The sequence below is a fragment of the Mycobacterium kyorinense genome (assembly GCF_002101735.1).
Lineage (GTDB): Bacteria > Actinomycetota > Actinomycetes > Mycobacteriales > Mycobacteriaceae > Mycobacterium > Mycobacterium kyorinense.
This window is the reverse complement of record NZ_LQPE01000038.1, coordinates 21,866-34,514: the sequence shown is the minus strand read 5'-3', so window position 1 is coordinate 34,514 and position 12,649 is coordinate 21,866. Positions and strand designations below refer to the sequence as shown.

Genomic DNA, 12,649 nt, shown 5'->3' with positions numbered 1-12,649 from the left:
ATCTCACGACCTGACCCGCGGGCGGTGATCAAGTTCGCTACCGTCGCAATATGCACGAACACACCGTCCGCGCACGCACCGCCGCCGGCACCGTCGAGGGCTTCACCCGCGACGGCGTGCACCGGTGGCGTTCCATTCCCTACGCCCGCCCACCCGTCGGGCCGCTCCGATTCCGCGCGCCCCAACCAGTCCAGCCGTGGTCGGGTGTGCGGCACTGCCACGCGTTCACCAAATGCGCTCCGCAGGAGCGCCGCTATACGATCCTCGGTCCCGGCAAATTTCAGCCGAGGGGCGAGGACTGCCTGACACTCAACGTCGTCACTCCGGAGGACACGCGCGACCAACCGTTGCCCGTCATGGTGTTCGTGCACGGCGGCGGATACATCCTGGGCAGCTCGGCCACTCCGCTGTACGACGGCGCCGCGCTGGCCCGCCGCGGATGCGTATACGTGTCGGTGAACTACCGGCTCGGCGCGCTCGGCTGTCTGGACCTGTCGTCGCTGTCGACGGCCGATATCACCATCGACAGCAACCTTTTCCTGCGCGACCTGGTGATGGCGCTGCGCTGGGTGCGTGACAACATCGCAGAGTTCGGCGGCGATCCTGACAATGTCACCCTGTTCGGTGAAAGCGCGGGCGCCCACGCCGTTGCCACCATGATGGCCGTACCGCAAGCCAAAGGGCTGTTCGCCCAGGCTATTTCGGAAAGCCCCGCGTCGGGCATGGTGCGCTCCAGCGAAATGGCGGCCGACTTCGCCGCGCATTTCGCCGCACTGCTGGGAGTACGCCGGCAAGACGCGGCCCATGCGCTGATGCAGGCCACGCCCGCCGAACTGGTTGGGGCGCAAAACCGACTGATCGACGAAGGTGTGCGAGACATCCTGGGCGCCTTCCCGCTCGGCCCGGCCTTCGGCGACGACTGCCTGCCACTGGATCCTCTCGAGGCGATGCGCCGCGGCGAGGCGCACCGCATTCCGCTGATCGTCGGCACCAACGCCGAAGAGGGCCGCCTGTTCACCCGTTTCCTGCGGATGCTGCCGACCACGGAGCCGATGATCGAAGCCCTGCTGGCCGAGGTCGATCCGGCTGCGCGGGAACGCATTACCCGCGCCTATCCGGACTATCCGGAACCGTCGGCGTGTATCCGGCTCGGCGGTGACTTCGCGTTCGGCTCGGCCGCCTGGGAAATCGCCGAAGCCCACGGCGCGCACGCGCCGACCTACCTGTATCGCTACGACTACTCGCCGCGCACCTTGCGTTGGTCGGGTCTGGGCGCCACCCACGCCACCGAGCTTCTCGCCGTCTTCGACGTCTACCGCACCAGATTGGGCGGGCTGCTGACCGCGGCCGGTGATCGGCGGTCCGCGCTTCGGGTCAGCAACGAAATACAAAGGCGCTGGCGCTCGTTCAGCCGCACCGGATCGCCCGGTGACGGCTGGCCCGCCTACAGCGACCCCGACCGCGCCGTCATGGTCTTCGACCGCAAATCCCATGTCGAGTTCGACCCGCACCCCGAGCGGCGGATGGCGTGGCAGGGCTTTTCGCTGGCGCGGTGATATCACGATGATGCCGCCACAGGCCGAAACCGTCATCGAGCGCCCGGCTGAGCTCACCGCCGCGTGGCTGACCGGGGTGCTGGGCACCGGAACCGTCACCGATTTCACCGTCGAACGCATCGGCACCGGCCAGATGAGCGAGTGCTACCGCGTCCGGCTGACCTACGCCGACGTTGGCGCGCAACCGGTTTCGGTGGTGCTCAAAGTCGCGGCGACCGACCCGGTGAGCCGTCAAACCGGGCTGAGCCTGGGGCTCTACGAGCGTGAAGTGCGTTTCTACCGCGAAGTGGCGCCGCGGCTGTCCGGCCCGGTGGCGCCGTGTTACCACGCCGCGGTCGACGCGGCCTCCGGCGCGTTCGACGTGCTGCTCGGCGACGCCAGCCCGGCCGTCGTCGGCGACGAAATCCGCGGCGCCACAGCCGCTCAGGCCGAGCTTGCGGTGCGCGAGCTGGCCCGCTTGCAGGGCCCGCTGCTCGGTGACCCGGCGCTGGCCGACGCGCCGTGGCTGAACCGGGACACGCCGGTCAACCAGGGACTGATCACCCAGCTCTACGGCGGCTTCGTCGACCGCTACGGCGACCGGATCGCGCCGCAACACCGCGCGGTGTGCGAACGGTTGGTGGGCGCCTTCGACGAGTATCTGGCTCAGGAGTCCGACAGCTTACACGGTCTGGTGCACGGCGACTACCGCTTGGACAACATGCTTTTCGGCGCGGTCGGCGCCGAGCGGGCGCTGACAGTGGTCGATTGGCAGACCGTCACCTGGGCTCCGGCGATGACCGACCTGGCCTACTTCCTCGGCTGCGCGCTGCCGGCGGCCGACCGCCGCGCACAGTACGACGCGCTGCTACACGCCTACCACGACGCGCTGGGCCCGGACGCGCCGATCAGCCTCGCCGACGTCCGCGAAGGCGTGCGCCGGCAGAGCTTTTTCGGGGTGATGATGGCCATCGTGTCGTCGATGCTGGTGGAACGCACCGAGCGCGGTGACGCGATGTTCATGACGATGCTGCAACGCCACTGCGAGCACGTCCTCGACACCGACGCGCTCGCGGCGCTGCCCGCGCCGGCGCCGCTCGAGTCGCTGCGCCCGTCGCACGATGATGAAGCCGCGCACACTGCGACCGCCGAGCCGCTGTGGAGCGAAAGCTGGTATGCCGACTTCGCCGATACCGCACAGGGTTTCGGCGGCTGGGTCAGACTCGGGTTGATGCCCAACCAGAATCGGGCATGGCTACACGCGCTGCTCTGCGGGCCCGAGATGCCGACGGTCGCGGTCGTCGAGTTCGACGCCCCGCTACCCGCCGACCCCTGGGGACTGCACACCGACGCCGTCGACTTCGCCCACTCCGCCGACACACCACTGCAGACGTATCGCGTTGGGCTGCAAGGCCGCGGCCAGTCCTACACAGACCCGTCCGCGCTGTTGCGCGGCGAGGCCGGTGAACCGGTCCAGGTGGCAATGGATCTGGTGTGGACCACCGACGGCACGCCCTATCAGTACCGGCTGACCACCCGCTACGAGATTCCCTGCACGGTGACAGGCAGCGTCACCGTCGACAGCACCACATACCGCATCGGCTCGGCACCCGGCCAACGCGACCACTCGTGGGGAGTCCGCGACTGGTGGGGCATGGACTGGAACTGGAGCGCACTGCATTTCGACGACGGAACGCACCTGCACGCCGTCGACATCCGGATACCCGCAACACCGGCGATCGGTGTCGGCTACCTCCAGGGCCGGCAGGGCACAGTCACCGAGTTGAGCGCCGTCGCCGGTCGGGAAGTCTTCGGCGACAACGGGTTACCGACCGAAGCGGTGTTGGCCGTCGACCCCGGTGGCATCACCGCGACGGTTGACCTGCGCGGCCACGCGCCGCTGCAGCTCATCGCCGACGACGGTCGGGTCAGCCAGTTTCCGCGAGCGTGGGGCACCGTCAGCACCGCGGACGGCCGAACCGGCGTCGGCTGGCTGGAGTGGAACCGCAACCGGCCGCAGCAGTGACCGCCACGCCGCCGATCGTGGTGATGGGAGTTTCGGGATCGGGGAAATCGACAGTGGGCGCGGCCCTCGCCCGGCGCCTGAACGTGCCTTTCGCCGATGCCGACGCCCTGCACCCCGAAGCCAACATCGCCAAGATGGCCTCGGGTAAACCGCTCGACGACACCGACCGTCACCCGTGGCTGGATGCCGTCGGGGAGTGGCTGGCCGTTCACTGCGACGGCGGGGTGATGAGCTGCTCGGCGCTCAAGCGCACGTACCGCGACCAGTTGCGTGAACACTGCCCGACGGTCCAGTTCCTGCATCTGAGCGGTTCACCGGAGCTGATCGCTGCCCGGCAAGCCGGTCGCACCGGCCACTTCATGCCCGCATCGTTGCTGAAGTCGCAATTCGAAACGTTGGAGCCCCTCGAACCCGACGAGCCCGGGATCACAATCGATGTCGACAACTCGGTCGACACGATCGTCGAAACCTACCTCAGCGCTTGACCACCTGGGTGCCGCCGGCCAACTCGTCGTGCTTGCCCTGCTTGGTCGGGCTGGAGCTGATCGTCGCCGCGATCACCACGTAGGCGATGAACGCCAGCAGGCCGCCGAAGTAGGGCACCACCGCCAGCAGGGTGAACGCGTTGCGGATGGCCGACTGTTTCGCGTCGGGCTTGGGCGCGCCGCCGGCGCCGCGGACCGCCAGGCCGAGCAGCTTCTTGCCCGGGCTGGAACCTTGGGTGACTTCGAACAGGACGAAATAGCCGAACATCAGCACACCGGAGAACAATCCGGTCACCAGGAACCAATAGTCCTTGTCGAGCATCAACAGCGAGAGCACGAACGCCACGATGTTGACGATGATCCCGTCGATCAGCCGGGCCAGGAAACGTTCGCCGAGCCCGCCGGGTCGCCGAGCGGAAGATGGCGGGGGATACCCGTACTGCGGCGAATTGGGATCAGGGGCACCGGTCGTCATTGCATTTACCATAGTGAGCTATTCGGCAGAAATGAACGAGGCACCATGGCGATGTACGAGATGGTGGTGGCGCTGGCGGTAGCCGTCCATTTCGCCTTCATTGCCTACCTGGTTGTCGGCGGGTTCGTCGCAGTGCGCTGGCCGCGTACCATCTGGCTGCACGTCCCCGCCGTGCTGTGGGGCGTCGCGATCACGACCGCGCATCTCGACTGCCCGCTGACCGGAGTCGAGCGCTGGGGCCGCGCGAAAGCCGGCATGCCAGCGCTGCCTCCGCAGGGATTCATCGCCCACTACATCACCGGGGTGCTGTACCCGTCCAGCTGGGCCGGTGCGGTGCAAATCGCGGTGTTCGCCGTGGTGGTCGCGTCGTGGGCGCTGTACGGGTGGCGCGCCCGCCGCCCGTCGGCGTCAGCTCAGCGGTAGCGCGTTTCGCCAGGCCGACTGGTTGGCGGCACGCCGTAGCTTGCGACGGCCACCGGCCCGCTTGCGCGCGGTATCGGCCAGTTCCGTGCCGCGCTCGCGGGCGGTCTCCGCAAGTTCGGTGCCGCGCTCGCGGGCGATGTCGGCGAACTCCGCGCCGCGCTCGCGAGCCGTTTCGGCGAGTTCCGCACCGCGGTCGCGGGCGGTTTCGGCGAGCTCGGCGCCCCGCTCCCGGGCCGCCTCGACCAGTGGCGCACTCTTTTCGGCCGCCACACTGGCCAATTCGCGGCCGCGTTCGGCGCCGAGCTGCAGCCGGTGACCGATTTTCTCGCCGAGATCGCCGAGCCGTTCGCCGAGCTCGGAGTCGAGCAGCGCGTTGTCGGACCCACCGAGTGGCAGCGCACCAGACACCGCTTCGGAGATCCGGCCCGCGGCGCGTCGACCACGCCACCCCAGCGACGGCTTCCCTTCGGTGTCGGCGGACGCGATGATCAGCCCACCAAGCAGGCTCAAATCGGTGAGGAAGTCGCGGCGTTGCTGAGCCTTGCGTTGTGGGTCGGACTCATTCCAAAACAGGTGTCCGCCAAGGCTGCCCGGGATCACGGTGAACGCCAGAGCCGCCGAGGCGAGCCGCGGCATCTTGCCGGTGGCGAGCAACAGGCCGCCACCAACTTGCACGGCCGCGTTGATCCGCGCGGCCGTCTGCGGGTCGGCGGGGACCTTGGTGCCCACCGGGTCGGGCAGTGTCCGCAAGGCCGCGAGTGTGGGCTGCGCAGCATCGGCGCTGGTCTGCGGGTTACGCAGGGTTTCGACACCTTGGCCGATGAATACCGCTGACAACAGGGGGCGAGCGATTCTACGAAGCAACATGGCCGGTGTGTTCCCGGGCTGACCGATGCGCAAACCGCTCAGTGGTCCGGCGGGACGTCGGTGGTGCGCATCCACAGCGGCAGCGCCGCCCACAGCCCGGGCCAGGGCGACCAGCGCACACCCACCGGCTACCAGGGCGGCGACGTGCCCGGCGACCGAGCCGAAAATCACCATGGTGACCCCGACCAGGGCCAACCCCAACAGCAGCAGGCCGCTGTACGCGAACCGATGAGCGGTCGACACCAGTGATCGAAGCCGATGCCGGCGAAACAGCAACCGATGCATCCCAACTGGAGCGACCAGCAGCACGGTCGAGCTGATCGAGCAGGCCACGGTGGCCAGATTCACGGCGCGCATCGCCGGTCCGAGTGCGTCGAACCGCTGCTGGAACGGCAACGTCAACAGAAAACCGGTGAGCAGCTGCACGCCGGTCTGCACCACCCGCAGTTCCTGCAGCAGGCTGGCCCAATTGCGGTCCAGTCGTTCGGTTTCGGTTTCCGAGCGGGCAGCCTCATCCCAACGTTGGTCACGCTCGGGATGGTCGACGTCCACGCCCGAGATCATGCCAGCCGAGCCGGGTGATCGGCCTATTTCAGCAGCAGTCGCGCCGATGTCTCCAGCCGGTCGGCGATCTGCGCATACGATGCGTACCCCATGCCCGCGCGCACCAACGCACCGGCGTAGAGCAATTCCAGTGATTCGACGACGTCGGGAGCGCCGTCCGGACCCAGCGCGGTGAGCAGGCGTTGGTGGATCTCGCGGCCGATGCGCAGGCGCAGATGCTTGACCTCGGGATCCTTGCCCAGCAGTGCGTTGGTGACCGCCCCGGCCAGTTCGGGCTCGTCGGCGACCAGCAGCGCGATGTGGCGCAACACGGCGATGACGCGATCGGCGGGATCGGGTGAGTCGTTGGGCGGAACCGGTGTCGACGCCAGCCGTCGCCAGAAAACTTCGGCGACGAGGTGCTCCTTGGACGCGAAATACGTGTACGCGGTCGCCGCGCCGACTCCGGCTTCGGCGGCCACCCGGCGAATCGTCAACCCGGAGAAGCCTTCTCGGCTCAGCACTTCGATTGCAGCGTGGCCCAGCCGGTCGACGGTTTCGGCTTGCTTGGCGGTCAGCCGCCGTCTCGTCGACTCCCGGGCTACCGGGTCGGACACGTGTCCGGACACTACTACAACGTAGTATGGGCGGCAACCATATCTGCAGGTCCGATGAATGAGATCCAGGTGATGACAAGCCACGCCGAGCGCACCCAGCAGTTATTCCAACTCGCCGAGCGGGTGACCGGATTCATGCCCGCCGACGAGGGCCGGGCACTACACGACGCCGCCGTGCGCTACTTCGATCGCGGTGTCGGCGTGGAGATCGGGACCTACTGCGGCAAGTCCACGCTGCTTCTGGGCGCGGCGGCGGCCGCGACCGACAGCGTTCTCTACACGATCGACCACCACCACGGTTCCGAGGAGCATCAGCCGGGGTGGGAGTATCACGACGCATCGCTGGTCGACGACGTCACCGGTCGGTTCGACACCCTGCCCACGTTCCGGCGCACCCTTGACGACGCCGGCCTGGACGACAACGTCGTTGCGGTAGTGGGTAAGTCGGCCGTGGTCGCCCGGGGCTGGCGCACTCCGCTGCAGTTCCTGTTCATCGACGGCGGCCACAGCGAGGCCGCTGCGCAGCAGGACTTCGAGGGCTGGGCGCCATGGGTCGCTCTCGGCGGTGCGCTGGTCATCCATGACGTGTTTCCGGACCCGCGTGACGGCGGCCAGGCTCCGTACCAAATCTATTGCCGCGCAGTGCAAAGCGGTGAGTTCACCGAGAGGTCGGCGACCGGCTCGTTGCGGGTGCTGGAGCGTACGTCGGCAGCTGTCAGCCCGGCGGACTGAACGCGCATTCGCAGTCGTAATCGCCCTCCAGCCCGCGGGGCAGGTCGGTGCCGCGGAAGATGCCGCTGCCCGCGGTGGTGCGCGACAGCGCATCGGCGGCGAGGATCACCGCCGCCCCCGTCCAGGTGGTGCGCTCCACCGGCCAGCGCTTACCGTCGCTGAATACCAAACCGGTCCAATAGGATCCGTCGTTTTCGCGCAAGTGCTGCATGGCCGCGAACTGGCGCAGTGCCTCCTGGCGGTTGCCCATCGCGTCGAGCGCCAGGACCAATTCACAGGTTTCGGCGCCGGTGACCCAGGGCCGGTCGTCGACGCATCGGATACCGAACCCGTCGACCACGAAGTCACCCCACCGCTCCGCGATCCGGGCGTTCGCAGCCGGTCCGCGCAGCGCACCACCGAGAACGGGGTAGTACCAGTCCATCGAATGGTGCGGCTTTTCGGTGAATGCGGACGGGTGAGCGGAGATGGCGTGGCCGAGTCGGCCCAGCGCCATTTCCCATTCCGGTTGCGGCTCGTCGAGGTGATTCGCCAACGCCACGGCGCAGCGAAGACTGTGAAAGATGCTGGCGCAGCCGGTCAGCAGCGCCTCGGGCAACGGGCCGGACAAGCCACGCGCCCAGCAGATTTCACCACCGGGCTGCTGCAAGTCCAGGACGAACTCGATGGCGGCGCGCACGGTCGGCCACATGGCGGTGGCGAACTCGCGGTCGCCGGTGACGAGCACATGGTGCCAGACGCCGACGGCAATGTATGCGCAGAAGTTGGTGTCGCTGTTGGCGTCTTCGACGACGCCGGCCCGCAGTTGGATCGGCCAGGAGCCGTCAGCTCGCTGTTCGTGCCGGCACCAGTCGAAGGCGTGACGGGCCGGCTCGATCAGGCCTACGGCGGTGAGCGCCATCGCGCATTCCACGTGGTCCCACGGATCGGTGTGCCCGCCCTCCGACCACGGGATCGCCCCTGACGGTTCCTGCACCGCGACAATAGATTCCGCCGTTTGCCGGCATTGTTGTGGAGTCAGGACGTCGCCGACGCCCGGTACCTCAGACCAGTTCAATGGCGCCCACCGGTTTCTCGAAGTACAGCGCGACGCTCTTGCCGACCAGCGGGTTGAGCGCCGACTCGGCCAGCCGGGTGAGCCATGGCCGCTGCATCAAGTCCCACACCAGCAGCCGGTGGTACGCCGCCACGGCCGGATGATCTGAATTCGACACTCCCACAGCGCATTTCAGCCACCAGAACGGAGCGTGGAGAGCATGTGCATGGTGGGTGTGGGTGAATTTCATTCCCGCGTTCGAGATTTTGTCGCGCAGCCGGCTGGCCCGGTAGATCCTGATGTGCCCGCCCTCGTTGCTGTGGTAGTCGTCGGACAGCAGCCAGCACACCTTTTCGGGCAACCACCGGGGCACGGTGACCGCAAGAGTGCCACCGACTTTGAGCACTCGGATCAGCTCGCCGATCGCGGTGTCGTCGGCGGGTACGTGCTCCAGGATTTCCGATGCGATGACGCAGTCGAAGGTGCCGTCGGGGTAGGGCAGGGCCAGTGCGTCGCCGACGACGGTCTCGGCGGTGGCCGAGGCCGGCGCTTCACCGGCCTGGGCCATGGCACGCAGCAGGGTGTCGACCTGCTCAAGTTCGGCGGCGTCCTGGTCGAAGGCCACCACGTCGGCGCCGCGGCGGTATGCCTCGAAGCTGTGGCGGCCCGCCCCGCAGCCGACGTCGATGACCTTGGTTCCGGGTCCGACGCCGAGCCGGTCGAAGTCGACGGTCAGCACGGTTCGGCCACCACGGCCGGGGAGGTGCGCGCGATCGCGCGTTCGTAGACGCGGGCGGTCTGCGCGGCCACCGACTCCCAGCTGAACACCTCCAGTGCTCGCCGGCGGCCGGCGGCGCCGAGCCGGCGCCGCTGATCCGGCGATGCCAGCAGCTCACCCACCACCCGGATCAGCTCGGCGGCATCACCGGGCGGCACCAGCCGGGCGCACCCGCCGTCGGGTCCGAGCACTTCGGGCAGCGCGCCGGCGCGGCTGGCCACAATCGGCGTACCACTGGCCATCGCCTCCACGGCCGGCAGCGAGAACCCTTCGTAAAGCGAAGGGATACAAGCAATTTCGGCCGAGGCCAGGAGTCCCGCCAGCTCGCTGTCGGAGAGCCCGCTCGACGTGTGCACAATGTCGGAGATCCCGAGTTCGGCGATCAGTTTCTCGGTGGGGCCGTTCGGCTCCAGCTTGGCCACCAGCTGCAGCTCCAGGTCGTGTTCAGCCCGCAGCTTGGCCACCGCCTGCAGGAGATGCCCGACGCCCTTGAGCGGCCGGTCGGCGCTGGCGATCGCGATGATCCGCCCGGGCACTCGCGGCCGCGCCGACGGGGCGAACAGAGCGGTGTCGACACCCAGCGGCACCACGTGCAGCTGGTCCGGCGACACGCCGAAGTCGGTGATGATGTCGGCGGCCGAAGACGACGAGACCGTCAGAAGGTCGGGAATGCTGCGGGCCACCCGCTCCTGCATCTTCAAGAAGCCATACCAGCGGCGCACCAACGGTTTACGCCACCATCGGGCCGCGCCGAGATCCACCAACCGGTCGCGGGTGATCGGGTGGTGCACGGTCGCCACCACCGGTAGCCCGGTGGCCGCGATCGTCAGCAGGCCGTCACCCAGGCTCTGGTTGTCGTGCACGACGTCGAACTCGTCTGCCCGCTGGGCCAGCAGGCGCGCGGCCCGCAGGCTGAAGGTGCGCGGCTCGGGGAAACCCGCCGTCCACACCGTGCCCAGCTCGAGCAGGTCGATGCGGTCCCGGATTTCGCGCGGATGCGGGATCCGGAACGGATCGGGCTCCCGGTACATGTCCAGGCTGGGCACGGGCGTCAACACCACCCGCGGATCCAGGCCGTCGGGATACGGCTGACCGGAGAACACCTCGACGTGGTGTCCGAGTTCGACGAGGCCCCGGCTCAGGTGCCGGACGTATACGCCTTGTCCGCCGCAATGCGTCTTGCTGCGATAGGACAGCAAAGCAATCCGCATGCTCATGCCCGCTTCGCTGTGGCGTGGCCGGAATCAATCACGGCGGAGGGATCGGTCAGGTCGTCGGCGAACTGTCTGGACACGTGTCTGGACTATAATTTGACAGGCTACGTGATGCAACGCACACCGTCCTCCCTCGGCAAGTTAGGAAGTCTAACCTCCAGCGCCGGCCGCTCTGACGTCCGCCGGCGATACGGTGGGTGATATGCGGGCGTTGATCATCGTCGACGTGCAAAACGACTTCTGCGAAGGCGGCTCGCTGGCTGTGCGCGGCGGCGCGGCGCTGGCCCGCGCCATCTCCGACTACCTGCATGTCTCGGACTATCCGCATGTGGTGGCCACCCAGGACTTCCACGTCGACCCCGGCGACCACTTCTCCGACCACCCCGACTACACGTCGACCTGGCCGCCGCACTGCGTGGCCGGGACCCCCGGGGCGGAGCTGCACCCCGACCTCGACACCAGCCGGGTCGAGGCGGTCTTCCGCAAGGGCGCCTATAGCGCCGGATACAGCGGCTTCGAGGGCGTCGACGACACCGGCACGCCACTGGTCGACTGGCTGCGGCAGCGCGGGGTCGACGAGGTCGACGTGGTCGGCATCGCCACCGACCAGTGCGTCCGAGCCACCGCCGAGGACGCCGCGCGAGCGGGCTTCGCCACCCGGGTGTTACTGGATCTGACTGCGGGAGTGGGGGAGAAGTCCACCGCCGCCGCCGTCGACGAGCTGCGAAGCGCCGGCGTCGCGGTGTTGCAAAGCGCCTGATGGACACACAGTCGGATCTGTTGGCCGCGGTCGAGCAGTCGCCGCGAGCCGCGGCCGCACATGACCGCGCGGGCTGGGTGGGGCTTTTCACCGGCGACGGCCGGGTCGAGGATCCGGTCGGCTCACGGCCGCATGTGGGTGCGGCGCAGATCGGCCGCTTCTACGACACGTTCATCGGGCCGCGCGACATCACGTTTCATCGCGACCTCGACATCGTCCGGGGCTCGGCCGTCATCCGCGACCTCGAGCTCGAGGTGGCCATGGGGTCGGCCGTGACGATGCACATCCCGGCCTTCCTGCGCTACGACCTGCGCGAGGTCGACGGGACATGGAAGATCGCGGCGTTGCGGGCCTATTGGGAACTGCCGAGCATGATGCTGCAGTTCCTGCGCAACGGGCTGCCGGCCGTGCCCGCCGGTGTCCAACTGTCGCAAGGGCTGTTGGCCAACCAGCGACTGCGCGGAACCCTCGGCTTCGCGGCGGGCTTCCGCCGCGTGGGCGCACGCCACAAACGATGCGTCGACAACTTCCTGAACGCTGTCGCCTCCGGCGACAAATTCGCCGCACTGCGCACGTTATCACCAACGGCCACAATGACTTTCGGTGACGACGAGGACCTCGGTGTCACCGAACTGATCGAGCGGCTCGCCGGTGCCGGCTGGGCAAAGCTCATCGGCGCGGGCCGCACCGTCGCGGTCTCGGTCACCGCGTCGCAGGGCCGTGGCGTCGTGTTCGCCGATATGGCCGCTCGCGGCACAGCAATCCAGCGGATCCGCTACTTCGCGGCCAGCAGCACCAGCGACGCCGCTGCCAACGCCAGGTAGGCGCCCGGAAACGCGATGTTGTAGAACACGCCGGCCCGAACGTGGGTGATGATCGCGCCGACGAAGAACAACACCAGGCCCACGGCGGCCGCAATGCCGATCGCCGGCACCACCAGACCCGCGAGCAGCCCGACGGCGCCCGCCAGTTTGAGCGTTCCGAGCATCGGTAGCCACGATCGCGGCACGCCCACCTCGGCCGAGTTGGCCAGCACAAACTCGGCGGGAATGTAGTCGGCCACCGCGATTCCGGCGGTGACCACCACGGTGATCGTCGTGACAACGAGGTATGCAATGCTCATGGCTGGTCTCCTTGGCAGCGGAATGTCGGTCTCAT

Annotated in this window: 14 protein-coding genes and 1 pseudogene; 7 read left to right on the top strand and 8 right to left on the bottom strand. The window is 68.1% G+C overall.

Annotated elements, in window-relative coordinates; translation table 11 throughout:
- Positions 1-50 precede the first annotated feature (50 nt).
- Genes AWC14_RS06850 through AWC14_RS06840 form a run of 3 tightly spaced genes read left to right on the top strand, consistent with a single transcriptional unit; the run spans position 51 to position 4,046 of the window.
- A complete protein-coding gene (locus tag AWC14_RS06850) occupies positions 51-1,556 on the top strand; it encodes a carboxylesterase/lipase family protein (protein ID WP_045378502.1) in 1,506 nt (501 codons plus the stop codon).
- Between the two features lie 10 nt (positions 1,557-1,566).
- Complete coding sequence (locus AWC14_RS06845; RefSeq protein WP_045378546.1) at positions 1,567-3,561, top strand: DUF7064 domain-containing protein; 1,995 nt, start codon at positions 1,567-1,569, stop codon at positions 3,559-3,561.
- 23 nt (positions 3,562-3,584) lie between these two features.
- Entirely contained in the window at positions 3,585-4,046 is a 462-nt protein-coding gene (locus AWC14_RS06840; protein WP_045378543.1) for a gluconokinase, read from the top strand.
- On the opposite strand, the gene AWC14_RS06835 is transcribed toward AWC14_RS06840, so the two are convergent.
- Positions 4,036-4,521: an RDD family protein gene (locus AWC14_RS06835; RefSeq protein WP_052425576.1), complete on the bottom strand. Its 486-nt coding sequence runs from the start codon at positions 4,519-4,521 to the stop codon at positions 4,036-4,038. The genes AWC14_RS06840 and AWC14_RS06835 overlap by 11 nt on opposite strands.
- A 51-nt stretch (positions 4,522-4,572) precedes the next feature.
- Here AWC14_RS06835 and AWC14_RS06830 point away from each other — a divergent pair, with 51 nt between their 5' ends.
- Positions 4,573-4,944 (top strand): DUF2784 domain-containing protein, encoded by a 372-nt coding sequence (locus AWC14_RS06830; protein WP_142281595.1) that lies wholly within the window; start codon positions 4,573-4,575, stop codon positions 4,942-4,944.
- Here AWC14_RS06830 and AWC14_RS06825 read toward each other — a convergent pair.
- The 3 genes and pseudogenes from AWC14_RS06825 to AWC14_RS06820 form a co-directional block, all read right to left on the bottom strand.
- Positions 4,930-5,811 carry a DoxX family protein gene (locus AWC14_RS06825; protein ID WP_045378536.1) on the bottom strand — a complete coding sequence of 294 codons (882 nt, stop codon included), beginning with the start codon at positions 5,809-5,811 and terminating at the stop codon, positions 4,930-4,932. The two genes, AWC14_RS06830 and AWC14_RS06825, sit on opposite strands and share 15 nt — an antisense overlap.
- A gap of 159 nt (positions 5,812-5,970) precedes the next feature.
- Positions 5,971-6,375 (bottom strand): annotated as a pseudogene (locus AWC14_RS29470) (DUF6328 family protein); the annotation flags it as partial.
- Between the two features lie 23 nt (positions 6,376-6,398).
- Positions 6,399-6,971: a TetR/AcrR family transcriptional regulator gene (locus tag AWC14_RS06820; RefSeq protein ID WP_045378493.1), complete on the bottom strand. Its 573-nt coding sequence runs from the start codon at positions 6,969-6,971 to the stop codon at positions 6,399-6,401.
- A gap of 54 nt (positions 6,972-7,025) precedes the next feature.
- Between AWC14_RS06820 and AWC14_RS06815 the strand changes: the two genes are divergently transcribed.
- Positions 7,026-7,703, top strand: a complete 678-nt coding sequence (locus AWC14_RS06815) for a class I SAM-dependent methyltransferase (protein WP_235215895.1) — start codon at positions 7,026-7,028, stop codon at positions 7,701-7,703.
- Here AWC14_RS06815 and mmpH read toward each other — a convergent pair.
- Genes mmpH through manT form a run of 3 tightly spaced genes read right to left on the bottom strand, consistent with a single transcriptional unit; the run spans position 7,687 to position 10,728 of the window.
- Positions 7,687-8,760, bottom strand: coding sequence for an MMP endo-(1,4)-3-O-methyl-alpha-D-mannosidase (gene mmpH / locus AWC14_RS06810; protein WP_045378490.1), 1,074 nt, complete (start codon positions 8,758-8,760; stop codon positions 7,687-7,689). The genes AWC14_RS06815 and mmpH overlap by 17 nt on opposite strands.
- On the bottom strand, positions 8,747-9,478 hold the full coding sequence (locus tag AWC14_RS06805) for a class I SAM-dependent methyltransferase (RefSeq protein WP_045378487.1): 732 nt from the start codon (positions 9,476-9,478) through the stop codon (positions 8,747-8,749). The genes mmpH and AWC14_RS06805 overlap by 14 nt, the downstream gene beginning before the upstream one ends.
- Positions 9,472-10,728 (bottom strand): MMP alpha-(1->4)-mannosyltransferase, encoded by a 1,257-nt coding sequence (gene manT / locus AWC14_RS06800; protein ID WP_045378530.1) that lies wholly within the window; start codon positions 10,726-10,728, stop codon positions 9,472-9,474. Before manT ends, AWC14_RS06805 begins: the two co-directional genes overlap by 7 nt.
- A gap of 205 nt (positions 10,729-10,933) precedes the next feature.
- On the opposite strand from manT, the gene pncA reads away from it, so the two are divergent.
- Both pncA and AWC14_RS06790 read left to right on the top strand, forming a co-directional pair.
- The gene (gene pncA / locus AWC14_RS06795) at positions 10,934-11,491 is read left to right on the top strand and encodes a pyrazinamidase PncA (protein ID WP_045378484.1); all 558 of its coding nucleotides are present in this window, start codon (positions 10,934-10,936) and stop codon (positions 11,489-11,491) included.
- A complete protein-coding gene (locus tag AWC14_RS06790) occupies positions 11,491-12,315 on the top strand; it encodes a ketosteroid isomerase family protein (RefSeq protein WP_045378481.1) in 825 nt (274 codons plus the stop codon). Before pncA ends, AWC14_RS06790 begins: the two co-directional genes overlap by 1 nt.
- Here AWC14_RS06790 and AWC14_RS06785 read toward each other — a convergent pair.
- On the bottom strand, positions 12,267-12,614 hold the full coding sequence (locus AWC14_RS06785) for a DoxX family protein (protein WP_045378478.1): 348 nt from the start codon (positions 12,612-12,614) through the stop codon (positions 12,267-12,269). The genes AWC14_RS06790 and AWC14_RS06785 overlap by 49 nt on opposite strands.
- Positions 12,615-12,649 lie beyond the last annotated feature (35 nt).

What these genes read in the sequence shown, in the direction of transcription:
- pncA (WP_045378484.1), top strand. Translation starts at nt 10,934, where the DNA reads ATGCGGGCGTTGATCATCGTCGACGTGCAAAACGACTTCTGCGAAGGC.
- AWC14_RS06825 (WP_045378536.1), bottom strand. Translation starts at nt 5,811, where the DNA reads ATGTTGCTTCGTAGAATCGCTCGCCCCCTGTTGTCAGCGGTATTCATC.
- manT (WP_045378530.1), bottom strand. Translation starts at nt 10,728, where the DNA reads ATGCGGATTGCTTTGCTGTCCTATCGCAGCAAGACGCATTGCGGCGGA.
- AWC14_RS06845 (WP_045378546.1), top strand. Translation starts at nt 1,567, where the DNA reads ATGCCGCCACAGGCCGAAACCGTCATCGAGCGCCCGGCTGAGCTCACC.
- AWC14_RS06840 (WP_045378543.1), top strand. Translation starts at nt 3,585, where the DNA reads ATGGGAGTTTCGGGATCGGGGAAATCGACAGTGGGCGCGGCCCTCGCC.
- AWC14_RS06815 (WP_235215895.1), top strand. Translation starts at nt 7,026, where the DNA reads ATGAATGAGATCCAGGTGATGACAAGCCACGCCGAGCGCACCCAGCAG.
- AWC14_RS06785 (WP_045378478.1), bottom strand. Translation starts at nt 12,614, where the DNA reads ATGAGCATTGCATACCTCGTTGTCACGACGATCACCGTGGTGGTCACC.
- AWC14_RS06835 (WP_052425576.1), bottom strand. Translation starts at nt 4,521, where the DNA reads ATGACGACCGGTGCCCCTGATCCCAATTCGCCGCAGTACGGGTATCCC.
- AWC14_RS06850 (WP_045378502.1), top strand. Translation starts at nt 51, where the DNA reads ATGCACGAACACACCGTCCGCGCACGCACCGCCGCCGGCACCGTCGAG.
- AWC14_RS06830 (WP_142281595.1), top strand. Translation starts at nt 4,573, where the DNA reads ATGTACGAGATGGTGGTGGCGCTGGCGGTAGCCGTCCATTTCGCCTTC.
- AWC14_RS06790 (WP_045378481.1), top strand. Translation starts at nt 11,491, where the DNA reads ATGGACACACAGTCGGATCTGTTGGCCGCGGTCGAGCAGTCGCCGCGA.